At 64.1% G+C, this 17,693-nt stretch carries 20 protein-coding genes; 1 reads left to right on the top strand and 19 read right to left on the bottom strand.

The annotated features are described in order from the left end of the window. Window positions 1-186: 186 nt before the first annotated feature. The 19 genes from ACP7DW_RS12800 to ACP7DW_RS12890 form a co-directional block, all read right to left on the bottom strand. Entirely contained in the window at window positions 187-1,119 is a 933-nt protein-coding gene (locus ACP7DW_RS12800; RefSeq protein ID WP_426055631.1) for a type II secretion system F family protein, read from the bottom strand. 19 nt (window positions 1,120-1,138) lie between these two features. Further along, window positions 1,139-2,116 (bottom strand): type II secretion system F family protein, encoded by a 978-nt coding sequence (locus ACP7DW_RS12805; RefSeq protein WP_426055630.1) that lies wholly within the window; start codon window positions 2,114-2,116, stop codon window positions 1,139-1,141. Window positions 2,117-2,127: 11 nt separating this feature from the next. Beyond that, on the bottom strand, window positions 2,128-3,513 hold the full coding sequence (locus ACP7DW_RS12810; RefSeq protein ID WP_426055628.1) for a CpaF family protein: 1,386 nt from the start codon (window positions 3,511-3,513) through the stop codon (window positions 2,128-2,130). Beyond that, window positions 3,510-4,700 (bottom strand): AAA family ATPase, encoded by a 1,191-nt coding sequence (locus tag ACP7DW_RS12815; RefSeq protein ID WP_426055627.1) that lies wholly within the window; start codon window positions 4,698-4,700, stop codon window positions 3,510-3,512. Before ACP7DW_RS12815 ends, ACP7DW_RS12810 begins: the two co-directional genes overlap by 4 nt. A gap of 45 nt (window positions 4,701-4,745) precedes the next feature. Further along, window positions 4,746-5,036, bottom strand: a complete 291-nt coding sequence (locus tag ACP7DW_RS12820) for a hypothetical protein (RefSeq protein ID WP_426055626.1) — start codon at window positions 5,034-5,036, stop codon at window positions 4,746-4,748. A gap of 9 nt (window positions 5,037-5,045) precedes the next feature. After that, entirely contained in the window at window positions 5,046-6,869 is a 1,824-nt protein-coding gene (locus ACP7DW_RS12825) for a type II and III secretion system protein family protein (RefSeq protein ID WP_426055625.1), read from the bottom strand. 43 nt (window positions 6,870-6,912) lie between these two features. Continuing rightward, complete coding sequence (cpaB, locus tag ACP7DW_RS12830; protein ID WP_426055624.1) at window positions 6,913-7,746, bottom strand: Flp pilus assembly protein CpaB; 834 nt, start codon at window positions 7,744-7,746, stop codon at window positions 6,913-6,915. Continuing rightward, on the bottom strand, window positions 7,743-9,089 hold the full coding sequence (locus ACP7DW_RS12835) for an ATP-binding protein (protein WP_426055623.1): 1,347 nt from the start codon (window positions 9,087-9,089) through the stop codon (window positions 7,743-7,745). The genes cpaB and ACP7DW_RS12835 overlap by 4 nt, the downstream gene beginning before the upstream one ends. A 36-nt stretch (window positions 9,090-9,125) precedes the next feature. After that, on the bottom strand, window positions 9,126-9,746 hold the full coding sequence (locus ACP7DW_RS12840; RefSeq protein WP_426055622.1) for a methyltransferase: 621 nt from the start codon (window positions 9,744-9,746) through the stop codon (window positions 9,126-9,128). Window positions 9,747-9,787: 41 nt separating this feature from the next. Further along, on the bottom strand, window positions 9,788-10,375 hold the full coding sequence (locus ACP7DW_RS12845) for an A24 family peptidase (protein ID WP_426055621.1): 588 nt from the start codon (window positions 10,373-10,375) through the stop codon (window positions 9,788-9,790). After that, window positions 10,372-11,430, bottom strand: a complete 1,059-nt coding sequence (locus ACP7DW_RS12850; RefSeq protein WP_426055620.1) for a phosphatase PAP2 family protein — start codon at window positions 11,428-11,430, stop codon at window positions 10,372-10,374. The genes ACP7DW_RS12845 and ACP7DW_RS12850 overlap by 4 nt, the downstream gene beginning before the upstream one ends. Further along, complete coding sequence (locus ACP7DW_RS12855) at window positions 11,427-11,600, bottom strand: Flp family type IVb pilin (protein WP_426055619.1); 174 nt, start codon at window positions 11,598-11,600, stop codon at window positions 11,427-11,429. Before ACP7DW_RS12855 ends, ACP7DW_RS12850 begins: the two co-directional genes overlap by 4 nt. A 68-nt stretch (window positions 11,601-11,668) precedes the next feature. Further along, window positions 11,669-11,839, bottom strand: coding sequence for a Flp family type IVb pilin (locus ACP7DW_RS12860; RefSeq protein WP_096237373.1), 171 nt, complete (start codon window positions 11,837-11,839; stop codon window positions 11,669-11,671). An 80-nt stretch (window positions 11,840-11,919) separates the two neighbouring features. After that, window positions 11,920-12,066: a hypothetical protein gene (locus ACP7DW_RS12865; RefSeq protein ID WP_157751248.1), complete on the bottom strand. Its 147-nt coding sequence runs from the start codon at window positions 12,064-12,066 to the stop codon at window positions 11,920-11,922. Window positions 12,067-12,309: 243 nt separating this feature from the next. Next, window positions 12,310-13,020, bottom strand: a complete 711-nt coding sequence (locus ACP7DW_RS12870) for a response regulator (protein WP_426055618.1) — start codon at window positions 13,018-13,020, stop codon at window positions 12,310-12,312. After that, window positions 13,017-14,684, bottom strand: a complete 1,668-nt coding sequence (locus tag ACP7DW_RS12875) for a sensor histidine kinase (RefSeq protein WP_426055617.1) — start codon at window positions 14,682-14,684, stop codon at window positions 13,017-13,019. The genes ACP7DW_RS12870 and ACP7DW_RS12875 overlap by 4 nt, the downstream gene beginning before the upstream one ends. Window positions 14,685-14,834: 150 nt before the next feature. Then, on the bottom strand, window positions 14,835-15,806 hold the full coding sequence (locus tag ACP7DW_RS12880; protein WP_426055616.1) for a diguanylate cyclase: 972 nt from the start codon (window positions 15,804-15,806) through the stop codon (window positions 14,835-14,837). Window positions 15,807-15,811: 5 nt separating this feature from the next. Next, a complete protein-coding gene (locus ACP7DW_RS12885; RefSeq protein ID WP_426055615.1) occupies window positions 15,812-16,438 on the bottom strand; it encodes a chemotaxis protein CheC in 627 nt (208 codons plus the stop codon). A 2-nt stretch (window positions 16,439-16,440) separates the two neighbouring features. Beyond that, window positions 16,441-16,809 carry a response regulator gene (locus tag ACP7DW_RS12890; protein ID WP_071075910.1) on the bottom strand — a complete coding sequence of 123 codons (369 nt, stop codon included), beginning with the start codon at window positions 16,807-16,809 and terminating at the stop codon, window positions 16,441-16,443. A gap of 206 nt (window positions 16,810-17,015) precedes the next feature. Between ACP7DW_RS12890 and rpiA the strand changes: the two genes are divergently transcribed. After that, window positions 17,016-17,693: a ribose-5-phosphate isomerase RpiA gene (gene rpiA / locus ACP7DW_RS12895; protein ID WP_426055614.1), complete on the top strand. Its 678-nt coding sequence runs from the start codon at window positions 17,016-17,018 to the stop codon at window positions 17,691-17,693.

Below are 17,693 nucleotides of genomic sequence, written 5' to 3' on the forward strand. Positions count from 1 at the left end.
CGCGCGTCGTTGGCGCCATACGGCCAAGCCGGACATGTCGTTCGGGTTCGCCAGCGCAGCACTGGCCAGGCATGCGGTGCGGCGGCAGGGGCAGGCTGCGAGAAAGGGCTGGGAGGGACGCGATGCTGGCGGGGAAGGCATTGCTCCCGGCAGTGGCTGCTGCCGGGAGTCGCAGGGAACGCTGTCTTAATTGCCGCCAGCCATGCCTGGCAGCAGGATGCGGTAGATTTGCAGGAACGCTGGCCCCATTAGTACCACCAGCAGCGAGGGGAAAATGAAGAAGATCAGGGGAAACAGCAGCTTCAGGGCGATTTTCGCGGCTTGCTCTTCGGCCAGCTGGCGCCGTTTGGTGCGCAGCTGATCGGACTGCACGCGCAGCGAGGAGGCGATGCTGGTGCCGAAGCGTTCGGCCTGGATCAGCATGGACACCAGGGCGTCGACATCCTCGACGCCCGTGCGCAGGCCCAGGTTGCGCAAGGCGCGCTCCTTGGAATTGCCGGCGCGCAGTTCCAGCGTCAGCAAATGCAGTTCCTCGGCCAGCACCCCGCTTTTCAGGCTGATCTCGGCCGCTACCCGCGCCAGTGCCGCATCCATGGCCAGGCCCGCCTCCACGCAGACGGTCATCAGGTCGAGTGCGTCGGGAAACGCTTCAAAGATCTCGCGCTGGCGCAGGCGGATGCGCCGGTTCAGCCAGAGATTGGGCAGGTAGTAGCCGAGGCAGGCCGCCAACAGCAGCCACAGCAGCAAATCGATGCCGTCGTTATGTACCCCTGCCAGGCTCAGCCCGAGGAACAGCAGCACGGGCAGGCCGATGGCCAGGCCCGTCTTGGCGCCGAAGTACAGCAGGGGCGCCGACGGATGGCGCAGGCCCGCATGCATGAAGCGCAGGCGTATCCTGGACGTTTCCCAGCCGTCTTCCGGCAAGGACAGGCGGGCCAGCGGTCCGCTGAACTTGACGAATTGCGCCAGCCATTGGCGCGCACTGCCTGGTTCGCTGGTTCCCACACTGTCGAGGCGCTGGCGTAGCGGGTCGGGTATGGCCAATAGCAGCACGAACATGGCGCCGGCGAAGACGGCGATGAAGAGCAAGCCCAGAAATCCTATTTGCACGGTAGTCATGATGTTTTCTCCCTCGACACTACACCCGGATGTGGATGATCTTGCGCATGATGAGGATGCCGACGAGCATCAGCATCGCAGCACAGGCCAGCATTTTTTGTCCACCGGGATCGTCGTACAGCACGGCCAGGAAAGTCGGATTGCTCAGGTGGATCACGGCCGCCGCGGCGAATGGCAGCAGCGACAGTATCCAGGCCGACAGGCGCGCCTCGGCCGACAGCACGCGCACCTGGCCCAGCAGTTTCATGCGGTCGCGGATAATGTGGCTGATGCTCTCAAGCAGTTCGGCCAGGTTGCCGCCCGTCTCGCGCTGTATCAGTACGGCAATGACAAAATAACGCATGTCGGTGCTGGGCACGCGGGTGGCCAGGTTCATCAGGGCATCGGGCATGGCGATGCCGAAATTGACTTCGTCGAAGGCGATGCGAAATTCCTCGGCCAGCGGCGCGGTCATTTCATCGCCGACCATTTTCAGTGCCGTGGGAAAGGCATGGCCGGCGCGCAGTGCGCGGCTCATCAGGTCGAGCGCGTCGGGCAGCTGCATGCCGATGCGCAGCAGGCGGCGCGCCTTGGCCCGTTCGATGTAGTACAGGGGCAGCAGGGCGCAGGCGGCCGCCGCCAGCAGGCGCAGCAGCCAGTGCAGGTTGATGAAGCTGATGGCCACCAGGGCGACGAGAAAGGTCAGCAGCACCAGCATGGCCCACTGGGCCACGCTCCATTTCAGGCCCGACTGCTCCAGCAGGCGGTCCAGGGCATGCACGCGCGGCACCTCCAGCAGCAATTTCTGCAGCGCCGGCGTTTCACTGAGCAGGCGCTGCTTGATCATGGTGGTGTTTTGCTCGCCCGCGTGGGCGCCGGCCGACAGCACCCGCAGCCGATGCGCCACCCGCTCCGATTCGGGGCCGCGCGCATTGTTCCAGCTGTGATACAGGCCCGTAATGAACAGCACCACGGCGAGGAAGATCAGCGCGCCGAAGACGTAATAGCGATAGTCCATGGCCCTTCTCCTTAGTGGTATTGGCGGCTGGGATCGAACAGGCTTTCCGGCACGACGACGCCGAAGGCGCGCAGGCGGTCGAGGAACTGCGGCCGCACGCCGCTGGCCTGGAAGTGTCCGCTGACGGTGCCGTCCTGGGCAATGCCGGTCTGGCGAAAGGTGAAAATTTCCTGCATGGTGATGATCTCGCCTTCCATGCCGGTGATCTCCTGGATCGACACCACCTTGCGCTTGCCATCGGTCAGGCGCGCCACCTGCACCACCACGCCGATGGCGGCGCTGATCTGCTGGCGCATGGCCTTGCCCGGCAACATCGAGGCGGCCATGCTGATCATGTTTTCCAGCCGCGTCAGCGCGTCGCGCGGGGTATTGGCGTGAATGGTGGCCATCGAGCCTTCGTGGCCCGTGTTCATCGCCTGCAGCATGTCGAGCGCTTCGGCGCCGCGCACCTCGCCCAGGATGATGCGGTCGGGCCGCATGCGCAGCGCATTGCGCACCAGCGCGCGCTGCGTCACCTCGCCCTTGCCCTCGATATTGGCCGGCCGCGTTTCCAGGCGCACCACGTGCGGTTGCTGCATCTGCAGTTCGGCCGCATCTTCGATGGTGACGATGCGCTCGCTCGTGCTGATGAAGCCGGAAATCGCGTTGAGCATGGTGGTCTTGCCGCTGCCAGTGCCGCCCGAGATCAGAATATTGACCTTGGCCTTGCCCAGGCCTTGCAGTATCTGCGCCATTTCCGTCGTCAGGCTGTGCCGTTCCACCAGGTCGGCCAGGCGCAGCGGCTGGGCCGAGAAGCGCCGTATCGACATCACCGGGCCATCGATGGCCAGCGGCGGGATGATGGCGTTGACGCGCGAGCCATCGGGCAGGCGCGCATCGACCATGGGGCTCGATTCGTCGATGCGCCGGCCCACGCGTGAGACGATTTTGTCGATGATTTTCAGCAGGTGGGCATCGTCGGTGAAGCGAATAGTGCTCAGTTCCAACTGGCCATGCCGCTCGACATACACCTGGCGGTAGGTATTGACGAGTATGTCGGAAATTTCCGGATCGGCCAGCAGCGGTTCGAGCGGGCCGAAGCCGAGCACTTCATCCTGGATGTCGCGCACCAGCGTGCGCCGCTCGATGTCGTTGACGACGACATTGTCTTCATCGAGCAGGCGTCCGACGAGGGTTTTCAGGTCCTCGCGTATCTGCTCCTGCGACAGGCGCTGCATGCCCTCCAGGTCGATCCTGTCGAGCAGGGCCTGGTGCACATGCTGCTTGAGTTCATGGTAGGCGGGATTGTCGGCGCTGCCAGCGCGGGTGGCGCCGAACGGCGCGTAGCCATTCGGCGCGGCGGCGCTGCCGAGGCGTTCACGCAGGCTGGGATGGCCGCCATGGATATCGGTACTCATGCTGTTTCCCCTCGAAGGTGAATGGGCCGGCTACGCTGGAACAGGCGCGAAAACAGGCCTGCCGGGACGGGCGCGCGCCTGCCCGACAGCTTGCTGGCACACTCCTGCAGCGACTTCGACAGCGGGCTGCCCGGCGCCAGCTTCAACACCGGCACGCCCTGGTTGACCGAAGCGGCCGCTGCCGCGTAGTGATTCGCGATGGTATGGAAGATGCGCTGGCCATACGCCGCCTCCAGGTCGCGCAGGCGGATTTCATCGTCGCCTGCGTAGCGGTTCAGGATCAGGTGAATCTTGCTTGTCGGATACTCCAGTGACTGGAACGCCTGCAGCAGGCGCTTGCCGTCGCGGATATAGGGCAGCGTTGCCTGCATGACGGGACAGATCATGTCGGCATGGTCCAGCGCGCGCACGCTGATGGCATCGAGGCCGCGGCCCAGGTCCAGCACGATGAAATCGTACTCGCTGCGCGCCAGGTGCAGCAGCTGGTCGATGTGTTCCGGCTTCACGTCGCTGGAATGGGCCGGATCTTCGGGCGCGGCCAGGATGCTGAAATGGGGCGTCACCTGCACCATGCTGGCGGCCAGGAAGGACGCGTCGAGGCGGTGGATTTGCTGCGCCACGTGCGACAGGGTCGCTGTCGGCTTCTGGTCCGAGACAAACAGCGCCGCATCGCCGAACTGCAGGTTCAGGTCGAACAGTGCCACGCGCTGATTGTCCAGCGAGAGCGCATAGGCCAGGTTGGCGGCGATGAAAGTGGCGCCGCTGCCGCCCTTGCACGAGGCAAAGGCGATCACCTTGCCATTGCGCTGCACGTGCCGCGCGCTCTTGTCCTCGAGACGCTGCAGCGCCGCATTCAGGGCCGCGCCGCTGTCGGCTTGCGGCAGCACTTCGCGCACACCGGCGCGCATGGCTTTCAGCAGGAAGTCGCTGCCCTGGTGCTGGCATTGCAGGATGATGGCCATGCCCGGCTGGCGGCTGGCCAGGCGCTCGATGCGCGCCAGGTCGGCATCGTCGATGACGGGTTGCGCCAGCAGCAGCACGTCGGGCGTCGCCATGTCGGCCGTGCCGGCAAGCCGCTCCAGGCTGCCGACGGCGCTGTCGATATCGTCGCCGGCATGGCGCTCGCGCAGCAGCGCCGCCATCCCGGCCAGTTGTTGTTCGTTACTGGAGATAATGAAGATTTTCACGGCGGGCTCCGGCTGTAGATGGGATGAAAGGGCGGGGCGGCAGTGTCAGCGTTTGCTGACGCCGATCGTCAGCACGTCGGGCAGCGGTTCGGGCGCGCTGAACGACTTCTGGTACAGCTTGTAGCCGCTGATGGCGCTCCTGCCATCGAGGCCGAGCACGGGATTGGTATTGCTGGCCGCAGCGGGATACAGGATCTGCTGTTGCTTGAGCAGGGTCACCGCCTCGCCGAAATGGCTGTCGAGCACGGGAGTGGTCGTGGCGGCACAGCCAGCCAGCGATGCCGCTGCGCACAACAGGCAGCGGGGCAGGGTGCGTGTGAAGGTCAAGGTTTTCATGGGGCGCTCCTATTTGAGATCATCGATGATGCTGGCCGATGGCGTGGCCGCATCGGCCTTTGGCACGGCGCGGTATTGCGGCAGGTCGTCGTTGCTCAGCGCCGGCGTGGCAACCGGCATGGCGGGCGGCACGGGGGCCGGCATGGCTGCCTGGGGCGGCATGGAAGCAGGCGCTGGCAGCGGCGCTGGCACGGGCATCGGCTGCGGTGCTGGCGCCCGGCCTTCCATTTTTCCCTGCAGGAAGACGTCGCCGCGCGTCGGCGGTATGTACTCGTCGGTGGGCAGCTTGTAGTCGGCCGGCAATGGCTTGACCAGGTGCGGCGTGATGATGAAGACCAGTTCCGAGCGGTCGGTCTGGAAATCCGTGCTGCGGAACAGCGCGCCCAGCACGGGCACTTCGCCCAGTCCTGGCAGGGCCTTGATATTGCTGGTGACATTGTTCTTGATCAAGCCGCCGATGGCGAAGCTCTGGCCGTCGAACAGTTGCACCGTGGTGGTGGCGCGCCGCGTGGTAAACGAGGGCAGAATGGCGGTCGTCGAGATGCCCGTAGCGGTGATGCCGATGCCTTCCTTGTTCAGGTCGGATACTTCCGGCGACACTTTCAGGTTGATGCGCCCCCCTTCGAGCACGGTGGGGGTAAATTTGACGGCCACGCCAAACTCTTTTTCTTCCAGCGTGATCGTGGGCGTGCCGCCGTTATTGGTCTGGCTGACGGGAATGAAAATCTTGCCGCCGGCCAGGAAACTGGCTTCCTGGCCGCTGATGGCCATGATGTTCGGCTCGGCCAGTACCTTGATCAGGCCATCGCGTTTTTGCGCGTCGAGATTGAAAAAGTTGTTCTTGCTGGCGCCGCTCAAGCCGCTGGGATTATTGCTCAACAGGCTAGACAGCAGCGAATACGACCAGCTGCCGATGGTCTTGTTGATGCCCAGGCTGGCGCCCAGCTGGTCGACCAGGGTTTTCGATACCTCCGCCACTTTGACTTCCAGCATCACTTGCTGCGGCGCGGCGATGGACATCAGGTTGATCACGCGCGGCGAGGGAGCTGGTCCGCCCGAGGGGTCGGCGGGGCCTCCAGCGGCGGGCGCTGGCGCTGCGCCGGCGCCCGCCGCCGCGGCCGTGCCGGTGGCCGGACGCGAACCGCGCTGGGCATAGGCGTTCGCCAGCGACATCGCCTGGTCGGCCTTGACGGTATCGCTGACCATGCCCGACAGGATCAGCGTGTCGCCAGCGACCGTCACATGCAAGTCTTTCTCGTTCGGCAGCAATGTGCTCAGGCGCGCCTGCAGCAGGCTGCTGTCGATGCTGACGGACAGGTCGATGATGCTGGCCTCGTTGTTGCGGTTCCAGATGATCAGGTTGGTGGTGCCGACGGATTTGCCCAGCAGATAGACATCGGTGGTATTGAGCAGGATCACATCGGCGATGCGCGGATCTCCCACCGAGACGCGGGCGACGGGAAACGGCAGGTGCATCAGGGTCGACTTGCCCTCGGCCAGGGCCATGTTCCGGCTGACGTCGGTGTGGCTGCCGGCCGATTCCGGCATGGCGTGCGGCGCGATGGCCTTGGCGCGTGGTGCGCGCTGCACCACTTTTGGCGGCGGCGAGATGGCCGCCGCAGAGGCTGTCGCTGTGGTCGTCGCAGAGGTGCCAGCCATCTGCGGCTTGGCGCCCGGCGGCGTCGGCGACAGGCCCGGCGAAGCCGCTGGTGGCGCCGGGGCGGCCACTTCGCCATAGGCGGCCGGAATCAGGGTGCCGATGGCGGCGATGGCGAGGGCCATGCGCAGGATGCGGCTCCCGTTTGCTGTGCTCAGTTTGCTCATGGTGCTCATGGCATGCTCCTCGTGGTGCGGATCGGGCAGGAATCCGCGTTGTTCAGAATTGTTGGGAGCTGCGTTCCAGCCCCTTGATGACATCGACTTGTGGCCCGACCGGTCCTTGCACCACGCGGTGGCGCACGACAGGGCGTGGTGCTGGCGCCGCTACCTGGGCGGCGACCTTGGTGTCGAGCAGGCTGGTCTTGGTGGCGCCTTCAGTGTTGACGGGCTTGTCTTCGATCTGGTTGCGCAGCACCAGCGAGAGCGTGCCAACGCTGCGCGCCAGGTCGAGCTTTTCCGCCTGGTCCGGCGTCAATTCCAGGGTCACGGCATTGACCACCTTGGGCTTGGTGTCGTCGCGGCTCGATTCCTGTGCGATCGCCAGCACGAGGATGCGTTCGAGGACGATCTTTGAAATGCTGGGGTCGCGTCCGCTGGCATTCTTGGCCAGCTCGTCCTGGGTGTTGACGAGAATGTCGACATAGTTGCCGGGCAGGGCAAAGCCGGCCACGCCTACCACGTCATTGACGCGCACGGTCATGGCGCGCTTGCCTTCGCCGACCACGGCCGACAGGCCGCCCTGGGTGCCGGGGGGCGCCAGCTTGCTCTCCATGATCGGTTCGCCGTGCTGGATGCTGGTGCGCGTGACGCGCGCGTCGAGCAGTTTCGGATCGCTGAAGGCGCCCGGCGGCAGCGCGTTGGCGGGCCAGTCGACCATGCGCACCATTTCAGGCGCGATGCGCGCGCCCAGGCTGATGTCGAGTAGCGCAACGGCTACCTTGTTGGTATTGCCCGAAGCCTGGGCATTGATCCAGCGCGCGGCCACGATGACCGCCACGAACGCCAGGATGACCGCGAAGGCCATCATCGTCAGAGCGCGTGCGTTTCTCATTTTGATACTCCTTTATGCAGGACCGAAGCCGATCCGTTCTGTATGCCGGCGGAGCCGTCGGCGGCGCCGAAATAGTTGTTCCAGGCCCAGTGCAGCGCATCGGCTTCCAGCCGTGCCGGACGGCCCTCGTAGCACGCCACGTCGCACAGCTGGGACAGGATGTCGCGTGGATAGCAGGCCAGCAGCGGCCGCGCATGCTGGCCATGCAGTTGCAGCAGGTAGTGGTAGCTGGCGTGGTTGAAGACCATGCCGAATTGTTCGCAGGTGTGGCGGAATACGGTTTCGTAGTGGTAGCCGCTCAGTTCGCCGATATGGATCTTGTAGCCGATGCGGCGCAGGAAGGAGTCGTCGGCCAGCTGCCGCGGCGCCAGGTTCGAGGAAAACACCACGATGACGTCGAAGGGCACGGGAAACTTGTAGCCCGTGTGCAGCGACAGGTAATCGACGCGGCGCGACATCGGCACGATCCAGCGGTTCATCAGTTCCACGGGAGAGCAGCGCTGGCGGCCCAGGTCGTCGATGATGAAGATGCCGTTGTTGGCTTTCAGGTGCAGCGGCGCCTGGTACAGGCGGGCGCCCTGGTCGAATTGCAGGTCCAGCATGTCGAGCGTCAGTTCGCCGCCGGTCAGCACGGTGGGGCGCAGGGCACGCACCCAGCGCGGGTCGGCTGGCGGCGCGGCGTCGCTGGCCAGCGTGTGCAGCATGGGGTCGAGGAAGGGCAGCACTTCGCCATCGACCATGACCGCATGCGGCAGGGCGATGGTGCCGCTGAGCAAGCCATGCAGGCGCTCGGCCAGGTAGGTCTTGCCGCTGCCGGCGGGACCGTGCAGCAGCAGCGCCCGGCCCGAGTTCATGGCCGCGCCCAGCTGGTCGAGTACGGCAGCGCTGGCCACCACGGTGTGAAACTGCTGCAGCACGGTGTCGCGCGTGACGTGCATGCGAGCCACGCTTTGCGCCAGCACCTGCGCGCTGTAGTCGGCCAGCGTGACCGGTGCGGGGCCGCTGTAGGCATTGCGCCGCAAATAGTCGGCGGCGCGCAGGCGTCCCTGGTCGCCCAGGTGATACTGCTGGTCGGCGTCGGTGCCGCTGTAGCCGGTGCGCTGTACCTCGCACAGTTTTTCGGCGCGCATGAAGGTCAGCAGCGGTTCGAGCACGCCGGCGCCCAGCTTCACGTGCGCCGATAGGGCCGGCAAGCTGATCTGGCCGCGCAGTAACATGACCTTCACCAGCAGTTCCACCAGGAACAAAAAGGGCAAGCCGGTCTCGGCCACATTGCGCGGCGCGCGCATCGCTGCCGGCGTGATGCTGCCGTTGGCACGTTCTTCTGGATAGGTATCGGGCATGATGGCTCCTGGTTGCGGGTCGATCTGGGCTGGCGATCAGAAAATGAAAGGCAGCAAGCGGTATTTCACCTGGCGCATGTAGGCGCGGTAGCGCACGTCGGCAGCCAGGAAGCGTTCTTCGCGCAGCAGGCGCGCCAGCAGCAGCGCCATCGTCGCGCCGTAGATGAGAAGATTCGCGGTCGAGGTATTGGCCAGCACGTAGCCGCTCATGGAAATCAGGTAGCTGGCGTACAGCGGGTGGCGTATCACGCGGTAGAGGCCGCGGGTCTTGATGGTGCGCTGGGCAGCCACCAGGCCGAAGCTGCGGTTCAGTGACAGCAGGCCCGTGAGCAGCAAGGCGCTGCCCGGCAGCAGCAGGTAGCGTGCGTCGGCCCAGAGCGCCATGTCGGAAGGACTGAAGAAGAAAGGCGCGAAGGTGGCGCCGATGGCCAGCAGCCAGTCGCGCATGTCGGTCGAGACGCTGTCCGGTGCCGTGCGGATCAGGAAAAACAGGGCCGAGACGGTTTCCGTCATGCAGAACAGCAAATAGCTCCAGTCACGGGTGTGAAGGTAAGCGAGCACGTGGGCATAGGCAAACACGGCCCAGATGCCCGCCATGAAGGCGTTGCCGAGCAGGCTGGCGTGCCGCGAGTGGCGCAGGGTGCTGATGGCGTTCATGATGGCGTCCCGTTCTGGTGGCGGTCATGGATATGCGCTGTTCAGCGCAAGCTCCACAGGTGGTTGTACGTCAGGAAAATTTGCAGGCCCGTGCCGCTGGCGATGGCAAACGCGTAGGCCAGCTTGCCGGTGACGGCAGGCGGCTCGGCCACGGTAGCGGGGCCGCCGGCGAGACTTTGCAGCAGCGTGCCGAGCAGCATGTGACAGGCGTTTTTCAGCACCTGGCGCAAACGGCGTCCCAGCAGGGCGGCGGCGATGGCCAGCACGCCGCCAGCGAGCAAGGTCAGCAGCACCGCTTCGAGCACGGCAAGCGGCCCCAGGAAGGCGCCGCACATGGCCATCAGCTTGACGTCGCCGGCGCCCAGGGCGCGCAGCAGATACATGGGCAGCAGCAGGGCCAGTCCGGCAGCGGCACCGGCCAGCGACTGCAGCAGGCCCAGGCCGCCAAACGGCTGCTGGAACAGGCCGGCGCCGGCCGGCAGCATGCTGTTCAGGAGCACGCCGCCCACCGTGCCCCACAGCACCAGGCGATTCGGGATGCGCCGCGTGCGCAGGTCATGCCACAGGGCTGCAGCCAACAGGCCGGCCAGCAAGGCCAGGCACAGCAGCGAGGTCAGGGCGGCATTCATGACAGCAGCCCTCCCTTGCTCATGCATGGCGCCGCAGCGCCCAGCGTGCTGACGCAGACGCCGCCGGCACGCAGCATGCGGCCCACCGCATGCCAGACCAGCGCCGCGCCGGCCGCACCGGCATAGCCGTCGAGCGCGTAGTGCCAGCCCAGGTGCACGGAACCGAGCATGATCAGCATGGCGAAAACGCTGAGGGCGACGCCGGCGCTGCGGCTGACGCGCCAGCCCAGCAAGGCCATCAGCACGGCGGTGGCGACATGCATGCTGGGCATGGCCGAGATGCCCAGTTCGCTCGCAGCGCCCCTGCTCTGGTAGTCTTGCCACAGCGTGTCTTGCACCGACAAGGCCCAGATGGGGAAGTGCTGGTTGGCCTCATGCAGATAGGCCATCAACGGGGCGTAGGGGTCGCTGCTGTGCAAGTGGCCGTAGTAGCAGGGACCGACGGAGGAAAACAGCATGGCCGCGATGCTGCCCAGGATGATCCAGGAAAGGACAAAACTGAGCAGGAACTGCATGCGCAGCAGCGGGCGGCGCGTGTCTTGCGCCAGCCAGTAGATCGTGGCATAGAACAGGAAGAACCACAGGTGGTAGCTGACGTTCAGCAGGCCCGTCATCCATGGATAGCCCAGCAGCGGTTGCAGCCATGCCCATGGCGCGCTGCCGCCATGCAGAGCGATATCCCAGGCGGACAGGCGGCTGTCCCAGGTGTAGGGATGCAAGCGGGGAATGGCCGCCTTGAAGGCGGTGAAGCTGGCGGCAAAGATGGGAATGAGCAGCAACACGGGCAGCGCCTGCAGCAGGCGTTCCCTGCTCAGGTAGCGGCGCAGCACGTGATACAGGTAATGGCACAGGCGATCTGGGCGCAGCATGAGCATCACATACAGGCTGTAGCCACATAGCGCAAACACGGCGGACAGCAGCGAAATGAGGAGAAAGCCCGACAGTATCGGCACGCTGTCGCGCAGCATGGAGAGGCTGCCAAGGAGTAATGTGACCGCGGCGGCATAGCCAAGCACGATCAGGCACAGGGGGCGATGGCTGTGCAGGGCGTTCATGATAGCGCCAGGATGATCTGGTCCTTGATATGGCCGTACATGAGCAGCACCTGGTCGCCGACCAGGCTGATGCTGGCCACCACTGCCACTGCCAGCAGGCTGGCCAGCAGCGCGTATTCGATCGCGGTGACGGCTGCATCTTCATGCAGGCAGGAGAACAGGCGTTTCATGGCGTACCTCGGAAACTGGACAATTGCCAACAGCCGGGCCGCACAGGGCCAGCCCGGCTTGTGGTCTGTTACGCGGCGGGAACCAGGGCAGTAGCGACCTTGTTGAAGATGATGTTCAGGTTCGTGCCGATGAGCTTGACGGCAACAATGATCACGACAGCGATCAAGGCGGCGATCAGGCCATATTCAATGGCGGTCACGCCATCTTCTTCGCGGATAAAGTTTTTGATGAGGTTCATGACAACTCCTGGTGGTTGAGGAACTACGGTGGGTGAAACGGCATTGCTGTCTTGCAGGGGTATTTCCGCGAAACGCTGCCTTACGGGCTTACTCCCAGTGCCAGCAGCCCGATGATGCAGATCACGGCCAGCAGTGCGGCGACCAGGGCATAGCGGTAGAAGGCGGCCTTTTCCTTGCCCTGCAAATAGGCGGACAGTGATGCAGGAAGAAACTTGGCTAGGCGCATGCCGTGCTCCGTATCGTGGTGGACCGTGGCGTGTGATGTGCACTCCGGTAACACCAATATAGAAGTGGGCAGCTTGATCTACATCAGAAGAACCTCCCTTTCCGGCAGGGAGGATATGCTCGATTTTTTCGGGACAATTGTCATGGCTGGGCTTGGCACGCGCAGGCGCAGGCCGAACGCATGCCTGGCGCTACGCTGGCAAAGCGGGCGCCCTGTGAGGGGATGCGGCTGCGGGAACGGGGATCAGCTGGCGGGCGGCAATTCGCCCAGTTGATGCTTGGTGGCGTAGGCGTACAGTTCCAGGCGGTTGTACACGCCCAGCTTGCGGTAGATCGACGTCAGGTGGTTGCGCAAGGTGTGTTCCGAGATGCACAGCTGGTCCGCCAGCAGCTTGGCTGGCGTGCCGCTGCCGTGCACCAGCGCGGCGATGATCTTTCTTTCCTTCAAGGTCAGGCTGGCCACGGCGATGGCCTGCGCCGATGCGCCGCCCGGCTGCGTCAGCTGGGTCATCATGCGCCCCAGCATGGCTTGCTCCAGCCACAGTTCGCCGTGGTAGACCTTTTCGATGGCCTTGAGCACCATCTCGGCCGGCGCATCCTTGCTGATGATCCCGCGCGCGCCTTTGAGGATGGCCTGGTCCAGCGTGGCCTGGTCGCGGCTGGCCGTCAGCACCAGCACGCGCGTACTGCCGCACTGCGCCAGCGCGGGCAGGATGGCCAGCGAACTGACGCCGCCCAGGTCCAGGTCCAGCACGATGACATCGGGTTGCAGCGCCAGCGCCTGTGCCAGCGCTGCTGCACTGTCGGACGCCGTGGCGACCACGCGCATGCCCGAGTGTTCGCCGCCGATCAGCCGTTCCAGGCCCCACAGCATGGTCTTGTGATCGTCGACCAGCATGACGCGGATGCTGGTGTGGACGTCGGGCACGTGCTGGCGTTCATTCATGTCGGTCATATCGGGATCTCGATCTGCACGGAAGTGTGGCCCAGGCGGCTGTGGGTGACGCGGGCGCTGCCACCGAGGGCAGCGGCGCGCTCGGCCAGCGAGTCGGGCAGGAAATCGGGCACGTGCGCGGCCGCGCATTCATTGTCGATGCTGATGTGCAGCGCGCCTTGCACGCAAGTCAGCTGGATGGCGCCGTGGCGCGCCGAGGTATGCTTGCGGATATTGCTCATGCCCTCGTTGACGATCTGGAACACCTCGGCCGCCAGGCGGTCGTTGATATGCAGGTCGCCCTCGATATGCAGGGCGATGTCGATGCCATAGAATTCGTGAATCTGTGCCGCCTGACGCCGTAGCGCGACCAGCAGTTCCGGCTCGCTTTGCACCTGGCCGTTCTTGAAGGTGCGCGCGTAGCTGCGCAGGTCGGTGATCACCTGGCCCGACATGATGATCAGTTTTTCCAGTTCGGGCAGCAGCGGATTGCCCGGCGTGGCTTCATTGCGCAGGGCGGCCAGGCCGTGGCGCAAGCCGATATACGGCTGCACGGCCGTGTCATGCAGGTCGCGCGCGATCTTTTCGCGCTCGCGCGAGGCCGCCTGCGATGCCAGGCGGTCGAGCAGATCGATGTTTTCAATGACGGGAAACGCCTGCGCGCCGATATGGCTGAGGAAAAGGGCGTCGGTCTTGCTCATGCTGGTGGCGGAGACGATAAAGATGCGGCCCTTGCCATTGCGCAAGGGCAGTGGCGCGCTGATGAAGGCGTGCGCTTCGAGCAGTTCGGCCAGGCGGGCGGCTGCCGCGGCGTCATGCCGCAGCCAGCGCCCGCTGTGGGGATCGAGCATGCGCGCGCCGCCTGTCCATGGCAGCCAGGGGCTGACGGGCTGGTTGTACAGCGCGATTTTATCGTGCGCGAAAGCGAGCAGGGGACTGGCCGCGTCGTCGCTGAGGAGCGAGCTGGTGTGCACGACGCCCGTTGCCGTATGCAGTACGCTGCGCAGCGACCAGACGTGTGTGCCCTTGTCCTGCATGACCAGCAGGCAACTGCGGCCGTTAAAATAACTACGGGTTTTTTCCAGCACCGAGCTGATGGTCTGGTCGACGCCGAAGCGCGGATTGGACAGCTGGCTGACATCGCGCAGCAGCGCCAGGTGGCTGCGCTGGGTGATGGCCGAGCCGCCCCAGTAGGCGATCATGTAGCCGAGCGCCAGCAGGAAGGTGGCGCGCAGCAGCAGGCGCGACAGTTCCGCATCCGTTTCGCCGAACAGGGCGGTGGCGGCGAACAGGCCGGCCGAAGCCAGGGTGATGCGCGCGCCTTCCTCGAAGCCGCGCTGGAACGACGAGGTCAGGATGGCAAAGAAGAAAAACAGGAAAAACAGGTTGTTGTGGTTGCTGCTGGAGAATACGATCAGTGCATACCAGGCCACGTCCAGCCAGTAGAGCAGAATATCTTCCGGCAAACTCAGGCCCAGGACGGCCAGCACATACAGCAGCAGGCTGTGCAGGGTATACGCGGAAAAGATCAGCCAGGTGATCTTGCTCAGCCTGCCGGCGCTTTCGGGGTCGATGAACAGGGTCAGCAAGGTAGCGCTCGACAGCAGCAGGCGCATGCCATTCACCATGGTCGTATCCATGCCAGCACCCGGCAAGCCGGATTTGAAGGAAGGATCGAGATTCACAAGCGCTCCTGGCCGTGTCCCGCATGGGCAGGCCATGCGCATGGATAGATACCAAAGATAAATTCTTGTTGTTGTTGCTACAATCAATTACGAGTCTACGCACACGCCGTAAAGATGTCTACTGGAATCCTTTTCCGGGCGTTGTATTTCCTACAGGGGCTGTACCATCACACGGTTGCGCCCGGCGCCCTTGGCCAGGTACAGGGCCCGGTCGGCGGCGCCGATCAGGGCGGAGATCGGCAGTTGCTGCTGCGGCTGCTGCGTGGCGATGCCGATGCTGACCGTGATGTGCTTGACCGCATTGTCCGTCTTGGCATGCGCAATGCGCAGCTCGGCCGCCCGTTCGCGGATCGCCTCGGCCATGCGCAGCGCCTGTGCGGCGTCCGTGTCGGGCAAGATGGCGGCAAATTCCTCGCCGCCATAGCGTGCCAGCAGGTCGGTGGGGCGCTGCAGCATGGCGGCCAGTTCGGCTGCCACGCGGATCAGGCAGTCGTCGCCCTGCTGGTGCCCGTAATGGTCGTTGTAATCCTTGAAATGATCAATATCGATCATCAGCAGCGACAGGGGGCTGCCCGTGCGCATGGCGCGCCGCATTTCCTTCTCGATCGCCACGTCGAAGTGGCGGCGGTTGGCAATGCCCGTCAAGCCGTCGGAAAACGTTTGCGAGCGCAAGACCATGGTCTGTTCGCGCAGCAGCTTTTCGCGGCCCACGGCGATGGTGACATCATTGATCTGGATCAGGCAGTGGCGCGGCGACGCGGGTAAATTGATCGGCGTGACGGCGATCGCCTGTTGCATGCGTTCCTGGCCTTCCGCCGTGCCAGCGGCCACGCCATGCGTGTACAGGGCAAACGGCGCCTTGTGCAGCGTTTGCGACAATAGCGACTGGAAATTGTCGCGCAGGGCCTGGGTGATGGCCGAATCGATGCGCTTGTGCCGCAGTTCCGGATAGACGGCGAAGAAGTCCTGCCCCAGCACGGCGTCGGCCCGGCACGCCGAGTGGCGCGCCATCCAGTGGTTCCACAGCACGATGCGGTGCTGCTCGTCGAGCACGATGGCGCCCAGGTTGACGGCGCCGAGTATGCTTTCGAGCAGGGCGAGTCGGTGTAATGCATCCGGCATGATCGTCACGCCTGTCCCAGGACCTTGGCCAGATAGTGGCTGACCTGCTGTTTCAGGTCGTGCAAGGCGGACAGGTCGAGCACGAAGGCGACATAGCCGTGGATCTGGTGCTTGGACAGCACGAAGTCGATATGCAGCATCAGCACGACGGCTTCGTCATCGCGGCTGCCGAACGAGGACAGGATTTCCGCGCTGGTGCCCACGTGGTACAGGGGCAGCGAACCATGCAGCTCGCTGTCGAACAGGTTGGCCAGGGTGCCCACGCAGGAGTTCAGGATGATGTTGCCGATTTCGCTCATCGCCTCCTGCTCCATCTCCGTCAGTTCCTGCAGCGGCATGGCATCGCCCACCATCAGGCGCACGATTTCCAGGCTCTTATCTTCCGGGAACATCAGGATGGCTTCGGTGGCGAAGGCGCCATCGTAATGCTGGCTGACGCCGCAGATACGTTCGCCATCTTTCTTGCTGCCCAGCAGGGCGGCCGCGTCGGCACGGTTCAGGAACGTGATCGACGGCACCGACATGGTCACTTCTTCATTGACGATCTCGCTCATCGAGGCGGCCGCATGGCCCACCCCGATGTTGAATATCTCTACCAGGGCGTCGTTTTCGAGTTCGGAGAGATTGATCATGCTCACAGTCCCAGTGATTCGATCAGCTGATGGATGCGGGTTTCCGTGATCGGTTTTTCCATGAAACCGACGCCGAGCTCGCTGGCGCGGTTGCGGATGGCGTTTTGCACATTCGCCGTGACGAGAATGATGTGTGTTTGCGGACACAGCGTGCGCAATTGTTCCGCCGCCGCCACACCGCCCATGCCGGGCATGTTGACATCCAGTAATATCAGGACAGGGTTGACTGTCTTGACTTTTTCCAGGGCTTCTTCACCCGTCGCCGCCTCAATCACTTGCCAGTCGGCATGTTTGCTGAGGATGAACTGATGCGACATCAAACGTGAAACCCGGCTGTCATCGACAACAAGTACCTGTTTACTGTGATTCATGTGCTATTCCTGGAACGTCATATCGGTCGATCATTCCATTTTCGCATATTTTAAAGGCCATAGAGAGTAATTGAATGGGGAATTGCCCTATGGCAAACTTTTCCCGCTCGCCTGTTGTATCAAATGGTATGGTCGGTCGTCATGGCCGGCAAGCCGGGCTGGCAATCCGTTAAAATAGCGCCATTCCCCACTTTAGCCTGAATGTCATGACCCAAGACGAATTGAAGCAAGCCGTAGCCCGCGCCGCCATTGATTATGTGGTCGACGGTGAAATCATCGGTGTCGGCACCGGTTCTACCGCCAATTTTTTCATCGATGAACTGGCCAAGATCAAGCACCGCATCAAAGGCACGGTCGCGTCGTCCGAAGCGACGGCCGCGCGCCTGGCTGGCCATGGCATTGCCGTCTTCGACCTCAACGACGTCGAATCGATCGCCGTCTACATCGACGGCGCCGATGAAATCACGGCCAGCGGCGCCATGATCAAGGGCGGCGGCGCGGCATTGACGCGTGAAAAGATCGTCGCCTCGGTCTCGAAGCAGTTCGTCTGTATCGCCGACGGCTCCAAGCTGGTGGGCACTTTGGGCGCCTTCCCGCTGCCGGTGGAAGTGGTGCCGATGGCGCGCGCCGCCGTCTCGCGCCAGCTGGCCGCGCTGGGCGGCACGCCCCGCTTGCGCCTGAAAGCGGGCAGCACCGAAGCCTTCATTACCGACAACGGTGGCGAAATCATCGACGTGCTGGGCTTGCAGATCGCCGATCCCGTGGCGCTGGAACAGCAGATCAACCAGATCGTCGGCGTCATCGCCGTCGGCCTGTTCGCCGTGCGCGGCGCGAATGTTTGCCTGCTGGGCATGCCGGAAGGCGTGCGTACGCTGGCCTACTAA

Source organism: Janthinobacterium sp. PSRC1-1 (assembly GCF_049897525.1).
In the GTDB taxonomy this organism is placed as follows: Bacteria; Pseudomonadota; Gammaproteobacteria; order Burkholderiales; family Burkholderiaceae_D; genus Janthinobacterium; species Janthinobacterium tructae.

Excerpts from the sequence above, each read along its gene's own strand:
- ACP7DW_RS12800 (WP_426055631.1), bottom strand. The coding sequence starts at position 1,119 with ATGACTACCGTGCAAATAGGATTTCTGGGCTTGCTCTTCATCGCCGTC.
- ACP7DW_RS12805 (WP_426055630.1), bottom strand. The coding sequence starts at position 2,116 with ATGGACTATCGCTATTACGTCTTCGGCGCGCTGATCTTCCTCGCCGTG.
- ACP7DW_RS12810 (WP_426055628.1), bottom strand. The coding sequence starts at position 3,513 with ATGAGTACCGATATCCATGGCGGCCATCCCAGCCTGCGTGAACGCCTC.
- ACP7DW_RS12820 (WP_426055626.1), bottom strand. The coding sequence starts at position 5,036 with ATGAAAACCTTGACCTTCACACGCACCCTGCCCCGCTGCCTGTTGTGC.
- ACP7DW_RS12825 (WP_426055625.1), bottom strand. The coding sequence starts at position 6,869 with ATGAGCACCATGAGCAAACTGAGCACAGCAAACGGGAGCCGCATCCTG.
- cpaB (WP_426055624.1), bottom strand. The coding sequence starts at position 7,746 with ATGAGAAACGCACGCGCTCTGACGATGATGGCCTTCGCGGTCATCCTG.
- ACP7DW_RS12835 (WP_426055623.1), bottom strand. The coding sequence starts at position 9,089 with ATGCCCGATACCTATCCAGAAGAACGTGCCAACGGCAGCATCACGCCG.
- ACP7DW_RS12840 (WP_426055622.1), bottom strand. The coding sequence starts at position 9,746 with ATGAACGCCATCAGCACCCTGCGCCACTCGCGGCACGCCAGCCTGCTC.
- ACP7DW_RS12845 (WP_426055621.1), bottom strand. The coding sequence starts at position 10,375 with ATGAATGCCGCCCTGACCTCGCTGCTGTGCCTGGCCTTGCTGGCCGGC.
- ACP7DW_RS12850 (WP_426055620.1), bottom strand. The coding sequence starts at position 11,430 with ATGAACGCCCTGCACAGCCATCGCCCCCTGTGCCTGATCGTGCTTGGC.
- ACP7DW_RS12855 (WP_426055619.1), bottom strand. The coding sequence starts at position 11,600 with ATGAAACGCCTGTTCTCCTGCCTGCATGAAGATGCAGCCGTCACCGCG.
- ACP7DW_RS12860 (WP_096237373.1), bottom strand. The coding sequence starts at position 11,839 with ATGAACCTCATCAAAAACTTTATCCGCGAAGAAGATGGCGTGACCGCC.
- ACP7DW_RS12865 (WP_157751248.1), bottom strand. The coding sequence starts at position 12,066 with ATGCGCCTAGCCAAGTTTCTTCCTGCATCACTGTCCGCCTATTTGCAG.
- ACP7DW_RS12870 (WP_426055618.1), bottom strand. The coding sequence starts at position 13,020 with ATGACCGACATGAATGAACGCCAGCACGTGCCCGACGTCCACACCAGC.
- ACP7DW_RS12880 (WP_426055616.1), bottom strand. The coding sequence starts at position 15,806 with ATGCCGGATGCATTACACCGACTCGCCCTGCTCGAAAGCATACTCGGC.
- ACP7DW_RS12885 (WP_426055615.1), bottom strand. The coding sequence starts at position 16,438 with ATGATCAATCTCTCCGAACTCGAAAACGACGCCCTGGTAGAGATATTC.
- ACP7DW_RS12890 (WP_071075910.1), bottom strand. The coding sequence starts at position 16,809 with ATGAATCACAGTAAACAGGTACTTGTTGTCGATGACAGCCGGGTTTCA.
- rpiA (WP_426055614.1), top strand. The coding sequence starts at position 17,016 with ATGACCCAAGACGAATTGAAGCAAGCCGTAGCCCGCGCCGCCATTGAT.